Annotated in this window: 12 protein-coding genes; 8 read left to right on the top strand and 4 right to left on the bottom strand. The window is 67.7% G+C overall.

The features are described 5' to 3' along the window. The first annotated feature begins 103 nt into the window (after positions 1 to 103). Entirely contained in the window at positions 104 to 1,261 is a 1,158-nt protein-coding gene (locus QLQ15_RS11540; protein WP_283212916.1) for an isovaleryl-CoA dehydrogenase, read from the top strand. 21 nt (positions 1,262 to 1,282) lie between these two features. Here QLQ15_RS11540 and QLQ15_RS11535 read toward each other — a convergent pair whose 3' ends face one another. Next, on the bottom strand, positions 1,283 to 4,096 hold the full coding sequence (locus QLQ15_RS11535; RefSeq protein WP_283212915.1) for an autotransporter serine protease: 2,814 nt from the start codon (positions 4,094 to 4,096) through the stop codon (positions 1,283 to 1,285). Between the two features lie 151 nt (positions 4,097 to 4,247). Between QLQ15_RS11535 and QLQ15_RS11530 the strand changes: the two genes are divergently transcribed. The 7 genes from QLQ15_RS11530 to QLQ15_RS11500 all read left to right on the top strand — a co-directional run bounded on the left by QLQ15_RS11530 (position 4,248) and on the right by QLQ15_RS11500 (position 9,986). Then, on the top strand, positions 4,248 to 4,823 hold the full coding sequence (locus QLQ15_RS11530; RefSeq protein ID WP_283212914.1) for a GNAT family N-acetyltransferase: 576 nt from the start codon (positions 4,248 to 4,250) through the stop codon (positions 4,821 to 4,823). A 91-nt stretch (positions 4,824 to 4,914) separates the two neighbouring features. Beyond that, positions 4,915 to 6,090, top strand: a complete 1,176-nt coding sequence (locus QLQ15_RS11525; protein ID WP_283212913.1) for a thiolase family protein — start codon at positions 4,915 to 4,917, stop codon at positions 6,088 to 6,090. 122 nt (positions 6,091 to 6,212) lie between these two features. Continuing rightward, positions 6,213 to 6,581 (top strand): hypothetical protein, encoded by a 369-nt coding sequence (locus tag QLQ15_RS11520; RefSeq protein WP_283212912.1) that lies wholly within the window; start codon positions 6,213 to 6,215, stop codon positions 6,579 to 6,581. 181 nt (positions 6,582 to 6,762) lie between these two features. Continuing rightward, positions 6,763 to 7,134 (top strand): hypothetical protein, encoded by a 372-nt coding sequence (locus QLQ15_RS11515; RefSeq protein ID WP_283212911.1) that lies wholly within the window; start codon positions 6,763 to 6,765, stop codon positions 7,132 to 7,134. 153 nt (positions 7,135 to 7,287) lie between these two features. Further along, the gene (locus QLQ15_RS11510) at positions 7,288 to 8,898 is read left to right on the top strand and encodes a carboxyl transferase domain-containing protein (protein WP_283212910.1); all 1,611 of its coding nucleotides are present in this window, start codon (positions 7,288 to 7,290) and stop codon (positions 8,896 to 8,898) included. Positions 8,899 to 9,051: 153 nt separating this feature from the next. Then, positions 9,052 to 9,624: a bactofilin family protein gene (locus tag QLQ15_RS11505; protein WP_283212909.1), complete on the top strand. Its 573-nt coding sequence runs from the start codon at positions 9,052 to 9,054 to the stop codon at positions 9,622 to 9,624. Continuing rightward, positions 9,621 to 9,986, top strand: a complete 366-nt coding sequence (locus tag QLQ15_RS11500; protein ID WP_283212908.1) for a hypothetical protein — start codon at positions 9,621 to 9,623, stop codon at positions 9,984 to 9,986. The genes QLQ15_RS11505 and QLQ15_RS11500 overlap by 4 nt, the downstream gene beginning before the upstream one ends. A gap of 18 nt (positions 9,987 to 10,004) precedes the next feature. Here QLQ15_RS11500 and QLQ15_RS11495 read toward each other — a convergent pair whose 3' ends face one another. Genes QLQ15_RS11495 through QLQ15_RS11485 form a run of 3 tightly spaced genes read right to left on the bottom strand, consistent with a single transcriptional unit; the run spans position 10,005 to position 12,399 of the window. Continuing rightward, on the bottom strand, positions 10,005 to 10,259 hold the full coding sequence (locus tag QLQ15_RS11495) for a DUF6587 family protein (protein WP_283212907.1): 255 nt from the start codon (positions 10,257 to 10,259) through the stop codon (positions 10,005 to 10,007). After that, positions 10,259 to 12,139: a ferrous iron transport protein B gene (gene feoB / locus QLQ15_RS11490; protein WP_283212906.1), complete on the bottom strand. Its 1,881-nt coding sequence runs from the start codon at positions 12,137 to 12,139 to the stop codon at positions 10,259 to 10,261. The genes QLQ15_RS11495 and feoB overlap by 1 nt, the downstream gene beginning before the upstream one ends. Continuing rightward, complete coding sequence (locus tag QLQ15_RS11485) at positions 12,136 to 12,399, bottom strand: FeoA family protein (protein ID WP_283212905.1); 264 nt, start codon at positions 12,397 to 12,399, stop codon at positions 12,136 to 12,138. Before QLQ15_RS11485 ends, feoB begins: the two co-directional genes overlap by 4 nt. Between the last annotated feature and the right edge of the window lie 103 nt (positions 12,400 to 12,502).

Below are 12,502 nucleotides of genomic sequence, written 5' to 3'. Positions count from 1 at the left end.
CTTTATTGCACCGCACGACGAAGGTTTCATGCGACACCTTTAGAATCGAGTCATCGCGCGTCGTCGAAGACCACGCCCCGCCCTCCGGACTGACAGGATTCCCATGCGCCCTTTCCCCCTCGGTGAAGACATCGACGCCCTGCGCGACGCCGTACGACGTTTCGCCGAGGCCGAGATCGCACCGCGTGCGGCGCAGATCGACGAAGAGAACTGGTTCCCGCAGGACCTGTGGCCGAAGCTCGGCGAGATGGGCCTGCTGGGCATGACGGTGCCGGGCGAGTGCGGCGGCAGCGACATGGGTTACCTCGCGCATCTGGTGGCGATGGAGGAGATCTCGCGCGCGTCCGGTTCGGTCGGCCTGAGTTACGGCGCGCACTCCAACCTGTGCGTGAGCAATCTGTACGCCAACGGCAACGAAGCGCAGCGGCAGAAGTACCTGCCGAAGCTGTGCAGCGGCGAGTGGAAAGGCGCGCTGGCGATGAGCGAACCGGGTGCGGGCTCGGACGTGGTCGGCTCGATGAGCTGCCGCGCGGAACTGCGCGACGGCGTGTGGGTGGCCAACGGCAACAAGATGTGGATCACCAACGGCCCCGAGGCCGACGTATTGATCGTCTACATGCGCACCGCCGGCAAGGATGCGGGCAGCCAGTGCATGACCGCCTTCCTCGTCGAGAAGGGAATGAAGGGTTTCTCCACCGCGCAGAAGCTGGACAAGCTGGGCATGCGCGGCTCCAACACCTGCGAACTGGTGTTCGAGGACTGCGAGATTCCGGCGGAGAACGTGCTGGGCGAAGTGAACAAGGGCGTGCGTGTGCTCATGCGCGGCCTCAACACCGAACGCCTGGTACTCACCGGTGGCCCCATCGGCCTGATGCAGGCGGCGCTGGACCTCGCCCTGCCCTACGTGCGCGAACGCAAGCAGTTCAACGCGGCCATCGGCACGTTCGGACTGATGCAGGGCAAGATCGCCGACATGTACACCGCGCTGCAGTCCAGCCGCGCGTTCGCCTACCAGGTGGCGCGCGATTTCGATGGCGGCCACAGCAGCCGCGTCGATGCGGCCGCGTGCCTGCTGCACGCCTCGGAAGCCGCCGTGCAGGTGGCGCTGGAAGGCATCCAGGCGCTGGGCGGCAACGGTTACATCAACGAGTTCGCGACGGGACGAATCCTGCGCGATGCCAAGCTCTACGCCATCGGTGCCGGCACCAACGAAATCCGCCGCATGCTGATCGGACGCGAGTTGTTCGAGCAGCGGCACTGAGCCGCTGCCCGAACACCGAACTCACCAGTTCTTCGACCAGTTCACCATCGCCCGCGACCAGGTTTCGCCTTGGTCGTGGCGCGCATCCAGATCGAAGCCCAGACGGCTGCCGCCGCGCAGCCACGTGCCCAGGCCGAAGCCGAACACGCCGACGTCGCGGTCGATCCCGTTGCCCAGGATCGGCGACCAGACGTCCAGCGCGGTGAAACGGGCTTCGATGTCGCCGCCGGATTGCGAGAGCAGGCGCTGCCATTCCAGTCGTGCCTGCAGGTCCCAGTGCGTTGAGCCCGTCCGCCAGCCGGTTGCGTAACGCGCGCCGAGCAATGCCTGGTTCACCGTCATCGACGAATCCGACGTGCTCAGGCCGAAACCGACCGCGCCGTCCTCGCTGAAGCCGTTGCGTTCCAGGCGCAGGCTCTGCATGCCCGCGTACGGCGTGAGGCGGCCGTTGCCGACGTGGAACGGAATACCGGCCTGCAGGTTGGCGCTGGCATAGCGGTCGGCGTAGTCGGTCCGCACGCGGAACGCCTCCTCGCCCAGCAGCACGTCGCGCTGTGTCCAGCGCTGCATGTTGCCCATCGACAGACTGCCCAGCAGATACGCCGCGCCGAGGTCGTAGGCCGCATAGAACTGCGCTTCGAGCTGGCGGTTGCGCTCGCGGTCGTAGCGCTGGTCGTGGTACGCGTAGGCATCGGTCTGCGACAGGGCCGCGCCGAGCGTGAGGCGCTCGCCGTGACGGCGGTCCTGGCCGACGACCCAGCCGCTCGCGTCGAGGTCGAACTGCGACATCGCACGCTGCGCGGTGAGCTGGTCGTACCACGCGCCGCCCGCGGGCGCATCGAGCACTTCGTCCACGCGCGATTCCAGCGCGCGACGGTTGCCTTCGATGGCCATCAGCGCGAACGTTGCATCCGCGCTGTGCAGCTCGCCGGACAGGCTCGACAGCGTACGTTCCGCGGCGGCCGCGGTCGGCGAGCCCTGGATCGCGCCGGCGCCGGACAGGAAGCCGTTCCCAACCGCGCCCTGCGCACCCGCGCCTGCGTCGATCTCGTCGAAGGCGCCTTCCACGCGCTGCGCGCTGCCGACCGACTGCGTGGTCAGTCCCATCGACTGGGCCGCGGCCGTGACGTCCAGGCGGGTGATGTTGAGCCAGACGGTGGTCGGGTCGTAGCTCAGCGAGCCATTGAGGAAGACGCCCTGCGCTGCGGTCAGCGCGTTGAACTGGCCCGTGAGCGTCCATGCCTTCAGCACGGGCTCGTGTGCAGTCCACACGTAACCGGATTTCACGCCCAGAACCTGGACCGTGCCACCGTTGATCTGTGCCGTGCCCATCACGTTGAGGTAGTCGCCCACGTTGAACGCCAGCGTGGCGTTGGCACCGTGCAGATAGCTGCTGACCGGGAACGTGCCCAGAACATCGAGGCGCCCCTGGTTCTCGATGCCATACGAACTTCCTCCGCGCAGCATCAGGCGCCCCTGCGCACCGATCAGGGTTGTGCTGGGCAACGCAGAGCGCGTGAGGTCCAGCGTGCCACCCAGCACCTGCGTGCGACCGGTGTAGCTCAGTGAGCCGTCGATGCGCAGCGTGCCGGTACCCTGCTTGATCAAGCCTCCGGCGCCCGTGATCTGGTTGGACCAGGTGGAGGTGATGCCGTCGAAGTTGACGGTCACATCACCCCAGTCGAAGCGCCCCGGCCCCTTCACTGCCTTGCCCGCATCGAGCAGTCCGTAGCCGAAGACGGGATCCACTCCGGAAACTCCGATGTCCCGCGCAGTGCCCAGCAGCGTCTGCCGCACCAGATCGTTGTTGAAGTACGGGAACGCCTGCCACACCAGTGCCGCCGCGCCCGACACCTGCGGTGCGGAGAGCGACGTGCCGGCCCAGCGCCAGTAGGTCGGGCTGGTCGGTTTATCGTCCTTGCCGGTGACGGCCACCGTACCCGGCGCCGCAAGGCAGTAGCGCATCGCCTCACCGCAGGCGTTGGCGTAGACGAGGCCATTGCTGCCCACGTCGAGCTGGTTGATGTTGCTCGGGTTGACCGCGGTGACGGCAAGCCAGCCGCGCTCCAGGTCCGCCGCCGGCAGCGTGCCGTTGGGACCCAGCTGGCTCGGCAACGCGGCCATGCTGGACGGATTGGCGTGCGCTTCGTTGCCGGTCGCGAATACGACCAGCCCGTTGTTGTTGATGATGAAGGGACGGTATTCCGCCGCGATCGGCGCGGTGGCGGCCGGATTGGTCCAGTACAGGCCGCCCCAGGAGTTGTTCATCACCCGCACGCCGCGGTTGATGAGGTCCTGGTGTATCGCGGCCAGGCCCAGAGCCCCGTCCACTTCGTTGCCTTGCCCGGATCCGTCGTCCTTGGGCTCCTCGTCCGCGATGATGCGGGCCGAGACGATCTCCGCACCGGGCGCGATGCCGCCGGGCCACGCTCCGAACGGCGTGCCGGCCGCGATCTGCGAGACCGCGGTACCGTGGCCGACCACGTCGTCGACCGCAAGATTGTTGGGAGCGCCGACATAGTTGAGGTTGGCGACCACGCGCGGCGAGAGTGCGGGATGGGTGCGCATCACGCCGGTGTCGATGACGCCGATGCGCACGCCCGCGCCCGTGACGCCCGCGTTGTGCGCGACGTCGGCGCCGGTCAGGCTGATGTGCGCGCTGTAAGCCGGATTCGGCGTCGAGACGACCGGCGGCTGGGTAGCGGGCGGCGGATTCGGCGTGCTGGGCACGATGGCCGGTTCGTTCGACCGCACGTTGCCGCCACCACCGCCACCGCCGCATGCGGCCAGGCCCACCAATCCCGTGCACAGCAACGCGCTGCGCAGGGCAGTCACAAGTCCTTTTTCCTGGTAATGCATGTCGTCCTCAGTGGTGGCAGCCGCTCCCCAGCGGGCCCGTGAGGAGTATCGATCCAACCGCCGCCCGTCACAATCGATGCGCGTCCCGAAGCGTCAAACTCCACCTGGCGTGCACGAGGATGAATGCATGGCCCCTGTCCGCACCCGCCCGCTCCGTCGCGATGACTGGCCCACGATTCATGCGCTGTTCGGCGATCGGGGCGCGTGCGCCGGCTGCTGGTGCATGTGGTGGCGCGTGCCCATGGGCGGTCGCACCTGGGAAGCGGCGAAGGGCGCGCCCAACCGCGTGGCCTTCCAGGCACTGATCGAACGAGGAGAGGCTTCCGGGGTCCTGGCCTTCATCGGCGAGGAAGCCGTGGGCTGGTGCGCGATCGGTCCGCGCGGGGACTTCCCCCGCCTGGATCGGAGCCGAACCCTCCACCGCGACTGGAGCGCAGACACCTGGTCGCTCAACTGCCTGTTCGTGCCGGCGCGCTGGCGCGGCCAGGGGGTGGCGAAGGCGCTGGTCGCGGCCGCCATCGACCACGCCCGGCAACAGGGGGCGCGGGAAGTCGAGGCCTACCCGCAGGGCGTCGACCCGGGCGAGCGCCAGGCCGCGGCGTTCGTCTGGACGGGCGTGCCCTCCCTGTTCGAGGCTGCCGGCTTCCAGCGGCAGTCCCCGGCGGGGCGCGGGCGCGCCCTGTACCTGCTCCGGCTAGGCTGACGGTGGTTTGCGGCGCCGCAGCATGGCGCCGCATAATCGCAGGGTTCCGGCCGCGCGCCGGCCCGCTTCTGCTGTTCCTGCTGGAGTCCCCATGAGCGACGTCGTCATCGTCGGTGCCAAGCGCACCGCCATCGGTTCCTTCCTCGGTCAATTCACCGGCGTGCCGACGCCGACCCTGGGCACGGCCGCCATCCAGGGCGCACTGACCCACGCGAACGTCGCCCCCGACCAGGTCGACGAAGTCATCATGGGTTGCGTACTGCCGGCCGGTCTGGGCCAGGCACCCGCCCGTCAGGCGGCGCTGGGTGCCGGCCTGCCGACCTCGGCCGGCTGCACGACCATCAACAAGGTCTGCGGCTCGGGCATGAAGGCCATCATGCTGGCGCACGACCTGATCAAGGCCGGTTCGGCCAATGTCGTCGTCGCCGGTGGCATGGAGTCGATGACCAACGCACCGCACCTGCTCAACAACTCGCGCACGGGCATCCGCTACGGCAGCGCTGAAATGCTCGACCACATGGCGTGGGACGGCCTGACCAATCCGTACGACGGCAAGGCGATGGGCGTGTTCGGCGACATGGCGTGCGAGAAGTACGGCTTCGATCGCGCTGCGCTGGATGCGTACTCGACCGAAAGCGCGCGACGCGCACAGGCCGCGTTGGCCAGCGGCGCCTTCAAGGACGAAGTCGTGCCGGTGACGGTCAAGGGTCGCAAGGGTGACGTCGTCGTCGATGGCGATGAGGAGCCGGGCAAGATCGACCTGGCCAAGATCCCCACGCTGCGCGCCGCGTTCGGCAAGGAAGGCGTGCTGACCGCTGCGTCCTCCTCGAAGATTTCCGATGGCGCTGCCGCCACCGTTCTGATGAGCGCGGAGGAAGCGAGCCGTCGTGGCCTGGCTCCGCTGGCGCGCATCGTGGCCCATGCCGGCCACTCGCAGGCTCCGGAATGGTTCACCACCGCACCGGTGAAAGCGATTTCAAACGTGCTCGAGAAGGCCGGCTGGAAGGTCGAGGACGTTGACCTGTTCGAGGTCAATGAAGCGTTTGCCTGTGTGGCCATGGCGCCGATGAAGGACCTGGGCATCCCTCACGAGAAGCTCAACGTCAACGGCGGCGCATGTGCCCTGGGGCATCCGATCGGCGCCAGCGGCGCCCGACTGGTGGTGACGCTGCTGCATGCCCTGCGTGCACGTGGCGTTAAGCGGGGAGTGGCTTCGCTGTGCATCGGCGGTGGCGAAGCCACCGCGATCGCGGTCGAACTGGTATAAGACGTTAAGAACGTATTACTTAAAAAAAACCGGCCAAGCCGCTTGACACGCGTCACCGGCTTGTCATCATGTTATAGACGCGCAATTGCGCGTTGCCTAACTAAACGACGAGGATACAAATCATGACCTTCAACAAGGCGCTGATCGCCCTGGCTATGGTTGCCGCTCTGGCCGCCTGCTCGAACCAGAAGCAGGCTGACGAAGCCGCTGCTGACGCCGCCGCTGCTTCGACCGAAGCCGCTGCTGCTGCCACCGACGCTGCTGCCACCGGCGACGCCGCTGCTGCTGACGCTGCCCAGGCCGCTGCCGACACCGCTGCCCAGGCTGCTGACGCCGCTGCCACCTCGGCCGACGCCACCGCCGCTGCTGCTGCTCCGGCTGCTGCCGACGCCGCTGCTGACGCTGCCTCGCAGGCTGCTGACGCTGCCGACCAGGCTGCCAAGGCTGCCGACCAGGCCGCCGACGCTGCCAAGGAAGAAGGCAAGAAGTAATCTCCCCGGGCAAGCAATTGCCCAGGTGATTACAATGAAGAAGCCGCCGGGTTCCCGGCGGCTTTTTCCGTAGATGGACCTGATGTCCGTTGCCCCACGGTGGCCCGTGATGGGTGCTTCACCCCGCGCTGGCAATGCCTGGTTTAGCTGGTAATTCCCGAACACCTACTCGGAGAGACTCATGAACACCAAGCTTTACGTTGCGCTGGCCGCCGCCGTCCTGGCCCTGTCGGCCTGCACCAAGCACGACTCCGCGCAGACCGAAGCCGCCGAAGCGGCTGCCGCTGCCAACAACGCCGCTGACGCCACCGCCACGGCTGCAACCGAAACCGCGCAGGCCGCTGCAGCCGCCACCGACGCTGCCGCCCAGCAGGCCGGCGCTGCGGTCTCGAATGCTGCCGACGCCACGTCCGCTGCCGCCTCCGACGCCGCCGCCGGCGCTGCCGCCGCGACCGCCGATGCCGCGCAGGCCACGGCCGACGCAGCGCAGAAGGTTGCCGACAAGGCCGACGCCGCTGCCGACAAGGCCGCTACCGAAGCCGAAAAGAAGTAATCGAGCTCCACTGCATCGTTTCCGCGAAAGGCCCGCGCTTGCGGGCCTTTCGTTTTTTCAGGCCTCGCGCGACGACTGCCACGCCGCGGCGTGCCATTGGCCGCCGGCGCGCCTTTATGGTGAGATGCCGCATCTTTCGCACGTGCCGCATCGATGCCCGCCATCACTTCCACCATCGATACCCGCTCGCAGGACTTCCAGGACAACGCCGCGTACCACCGCGCGCTCGTTGACGAACTGGATGCGCGACTGGCCCGCGCGGCCGAAGGCGGCGGCGACAAGGCGCGCGCCAAGCACACCGAGCGCGGCAAACTGCTTGCGCGCGACCGCATCACCGCGCTGCTCGATGCGGGTTCGCCGTTCCTGGAAATCGCACCGCTCGCCGCCGAGGGCATGTACGACGACGCCGCGCCCGCGGCCGGCATGGTGTGCGGCATCGGCCGCGTGATGGGACAGGAAGTGGTGATCGTCGCCAATGACGCGACGGTCAAGGGCGGCACCTATTTCCCCATGACGGTGAAGAAGCACCTGCGCGCACAGGAGATCGCACGCGAGAACCGCCTGCCCTGCGTCTACCTGGTCGATTCGGGCGGCGCGTTCCTGCCGCTTCAGGACGAGGTCTTCCCCGACAAGGAACACTTCGGCCGCATCTTCTACAACCAGGCACGGCTGAGTGCGGAGAACATCCCTCAGGTCGCCGTGGTGATGGGCTCGTGCACCGCCGGTGGCGCCTACGTTCCAGCGATGTGCGACGAATCGGTCATCGTCAAGGAACAGGGCACGATCTTCCTCGGCGGCCCGCCGCTGGTGAAGGCGGCAACGGGCGAAGTCGTTGACGCCGAGGCGCTCGGCGGCGCCGATGTGCACACCAGCGTTTCGGGCGTGGCCGACCATTTCGCGCAGGACGACCGTCACGCATTGCAGATCGCACGCGACATCGTCGCCACGTTCAATCGCCGCAAGACGTTGCCGGTCGCCGCGCAGGAATCGCGCGAGCCTCTGTACGCACCCAGCGAGCTCTACGGCATCGTGCCGAAGGACACGCGCCGCCCGTTCGACATCCGCGAAGTGATCGCACGCGTGGTCGACGGCAGCGACTTCCAGGAATTCAAGGCGCGTTACGGCAAGACGCTGGTCACCGGCTTCGCGCACCTGCACGGCTATCCGGTCGGCATCGTCGCCAACAACGGCATCCTCTTCGCCGAAAGCGCGCTCAAGGGCGCGCACTTCATCGAGCTGTGCAACCAGCGCGGCATCCCGCTGGTGTTCCTGCAGAACATCACCGGCTTCATGGTCGGCCGGAAGTACGAGAACGCGGGCATCGCCAAGGACGGCGCGAAGATGGTCACCGCGGTCGCGTGCTCGCACGTGCCCAAGTTCACTGTCGTCATCGGCGGCAGTTTCGGTGCCGGCAACTACGCGATGTGCGGACGCGCCTATGGCGCACGCTTCCTGTGGATGTGGCCGAACGCGCGCATCAGCGTGATGGGCGGCGAACAGGCCGCCAGCGTGCTCGCCACGGTCAGGCGCGACGGCATCGAGGCCAGCGGCAAGTCCTGGTCGGCCGAGGAAGAAGACGCCTTCAAGTCGCCGATCCGCGAGCAGTACGAAACGCAGGGCAATCCCTACTACGCCACCGCGCGCCTGTGGGACGACGGCATCATCGATCCTGCCGACACGCGTCGCGTGCTCGGCCTCGGGCTGTCGGCCAGTTTCAACGCGCCCATCGAGGACCGCACACGCTTCGGCGTGTTCCGCATGTGACGCGCATTCGCCAATTCAGGCATGTGATCGGTCCATGAACGATCGCGTGCGCGACGCAGATTGGGTGAGGCGAGTCACACCGATGACGTATCGACGGGCGTAGCCTCGGGTGGGTTGTTTCCCCCGTTCTGCCCCAATCGAGGAAGTAGCGTCATGGCGATCTTCAATTCCCCCCAATCCCCTGCCCCCAAGCGCGAGAACGTTCCCGGTACGCCAACTGGCACCGGCCCCAGCGAATCCGCGCTTCCGAAAGAACCCGACGCCCGCAGCGAGATCTCGTTCGGCACACCGGCGCCCAAGCCGGCTCCCGCTCCCGCACCGGCATCGCGCCCCGCCGAGGGCAAGGAGTCCGTCATCGCCGCCGACCTGTCGATCGAAGGCAAGATCAACGGTGCCGGGCACATCCGCATCGCCGGCCGCTTCAAGGGCGATGTCACCGTGGAAGGCGACCTCACCGTCGAAGTGGGCGCCAAGGTCAACGGCAGCGTGCGCGCACGCAAGGTCGTGATCGCGGGCGAACTGGAAGGCAACGTCGAATCGGCGCAGCGCGTGGAGCTGCTGGAAGGCGGCACCGTGGTCGGCGACATCAAGGCCGGCGTGGTGAGCATCGCACCGGGTTCGCGCATGCGCGGCCAGGTGGAGTTCGGCTTCGACGGGAAGGACGCCAAGTCCAACGGCAAGTCGGACAAGACCGAATCCAAGACCGAGGCCGCCACCGCGTCATGAGCCTCGCGCGCCCCGGTACGCCCGGCGCGACACGCACCTGCCCGCACTGCAAGACGAAGATCCTCGAAAGCGCCAACGTCTGCCCGTCGTGCCGGCACCACCTGCGTTTCGATCCGGATGCAGTCGAGTCCGCCAAGAAGCGGTCCGTGCCCTTGCGCGTCGAGGGCACGATCAAACCGCCGCCGGGCGACAACGCGCTGGAGTATTCGGTGGTGCTGACCATCCGCAACGCCGATGGCGAAGAGATCGATCGCCAGGTGATGGGCGTGGGCGCGTTGTTCTCCGGCGAGGAGCGCTCGTTCACGCTCGAGGTCGAGGCGACCGAAGTCACCGGCTACCGCGCCAAGCGTAGCCGCCACTGAGCGACGGTATGTAGCGCCTCAGTGCTGTTTCGGCGCGGGCGGGTCGCAGCTGTTGCAGCCACCACAGGAAGCGTCGCCGGCCATTGCCGGCGGCGCGATACGACGCCCTGCGCGCCGCAACCATTGCGGCCTTCCCTCCCGCACCATCGGCACGGCCAGCGCGACGCGCAGCCGCCGCACGGCATTGGGGAACTGCCGCTTGGCCACGAACCACGCGCTCACCAGCACCGCCACGGCGATGACCAGGTACTGCGCGAGCAGGCCGGCGTCCATCAGCCGCCGCCCAGCGCCACGGCAACCTGGTAGGTGACCAGCGAAGCCAGGTAGGCCAGGCCGAACAGGTAGCCGGCGGTGAATGCCACCTGCTTCCACGAATGGGTTTCGCGGCGGATGGTGGCCAGCGTGGAGATGCACATCGGCGCGTAGATGTACCAGACCAGCAACGACAGCGCCGTCGCCAGCGACCAGCCGTGGCTGATGATCGGGCTCAGCGCCTGCGCGGCGGCATCGTCGCTCGCGGCCGACAGCGCGTACACCGTTGCCAGCGAGGCCACCGCGACTTCGCGTGCCGCCAACCCCGGGATCAGCGCGATGCAGATCTGCCAGTTGAAACCCAGAGGCGCGAAGATCGCGGTCAGTGCGTGGCCGATGCGTCCGGCGAAGCTGTAGTCGATGGCCGGGCCCGTCGCGCCTTCCGGTGCGCCCGGGAACGACAGCAGGAACCACAACAGGATGGTCAGCGCCAGGATGATGCCGCCGACGCGACGCAGGAAGATCCACGCGCGCTCCCACAGGCCGATCAGCAGATCGCGCGGATGCGGTACGCGATACGACGGAAGCTCCAGCAGCAACGCGTGCTCGCTCTTGTCGCGACGCCACTTCTTCATCAACCACGCCACGGCGAGCGCACTGACGATGCCGGCCGCATACAGCGCGAACAGCACCAGTCCCTGCAGGTTGAGCAGCCCGCCCGCCACCTGCCGTTGCGGAATGAACGCACCGATCAGCAGCGCGTACACCGGCAGGCGCGCCGAACACGTCATCAGCGGCGCGACGATGATGGTTGCCAGACGATCGCGCGGGTCCTGGATCGAACGCGTCGCCATGATGCCCGGCACCGCACAGGCGAAGCTGGAAAGCAGCGGGATGAACGAACGCCCGGACAGGCCGGCCTGCGACATCAGGCGGTCGAGCAGGAACGCCGCGCGCGGCAGGTAACCCGACTCCTCCAGCGCGAGGATGAAGGCGAACAGGATCAGGATCTGCGGCAGGAACACGATCACGCTGCCCAGGCCGGCGATCACGCCGTCGACCAGCAGGCTGCGCAGCGGTCCGTCCGGCATCGCGTCGCCGACGAACGCGCCGAGCGCGCCCGTCCCCGCTTCGATCAGGTCCATCAGCGGTGTGGCCCAGGCGTACACCGCCTGGAAGATCAGGAACATCACCACCGCCAGCGACAGCAGTCCGAACACCGGATGCAGCAGCCAGCGGTCGAGCGCCTCGTCCACCTCGGCGGTGCGGCGCGGCATGGTCACGGCCAGCGACAGCAGACGGCGCGTTTCGGCGTGCAGTGCATCGGGATCGTGCGCCGCTTCGGTCGGCAGATGCGCGTCGGGTTCGTGCAGCTTCTCGGAGACGCGATCCAGCATCGCCACCAGCTCGCGCGCACCGCCGTTGCGCACCGCGACGGTCGGCACCACCGGCACGCCCAGTTCGCGTTCCAGCACGGCCAGGTCGACTTCGATGCCGCGACGCTTGGCCGCGTCCATCATGTTGACCGCCAGCACCATCGGCCGGCCCAGCTCACGCACTTCCAGCGCGAAGCGCAGGTGCAGGCGCAGGTTGGTCGCATCGACCACGCATACAAGCACGTCGGGCGCGGGTTCGCCCGGGTAGAAGCCACGGCACACATCGCGCGCGACGGCTTCGTCCAGGCTCGCCGCGTGCAGGCTGTAGGCGCCCGGCAGATCGAGCACGGCATAACTGCGGCCCGACGGCGCATGGAACCGGCCTTCCTTGCGCTCGACCGTCACGCCCGCGTAGTTGGCGACCTTCTGCCGGCTGCCGGTGAGCTGGTTGAACAGCGCGGTCTTGCCGCAGTTCGGATTGCCGATGAGGGCGATGCGGATGGCGCTGTCGACGGCGGGCGTCATGCGATGGCTCCCGCAACCGCCGTGCCTTCGATCAGCACACTCACGCGCGCGGCTTCATTGCGTCGCAGGGCGAAGCGCGTGAAACCCACCTGCACCAGCAACGGCTCGGCGGATACGGGGCCTGCGGCCATTACTTCGACCCGTTCGCCGTGCACGAATCCCAGTTCGCGCAGTCGGCGCGCGATGGCGTCGTTGGGCGCGGTGTCCTCGACTCGTTCGACGATGGCGGCAGTGCGGCGTGGCAGTTCGGACAGCTTCAAGGCTCACCTGCAGGCCGGACCGGTGCGCACCGGGAGCGGCTTAAATGGGAACGGTTCTCAATTGTAGCATTCACCCTTCCGGTTCGTGGGTGAGGAAGGCCAA

The sequence above is a fragment of the Lysobacter stagni genome (genome assembly GCF_030053425.1).
Taxonomy (GTDB): Bacteria; Pseudomonadota; Gammaproteobacteria; order Xanthomonadales; family Xanthomonadaceae; genus Lysobacter_J; species Lysobacter_J stagni.
The sequence above is the reverse complement of the archived record's forward strand: the minus strand, read 5'-3'. Positions and strand labels throughout refer to the sequence as shown.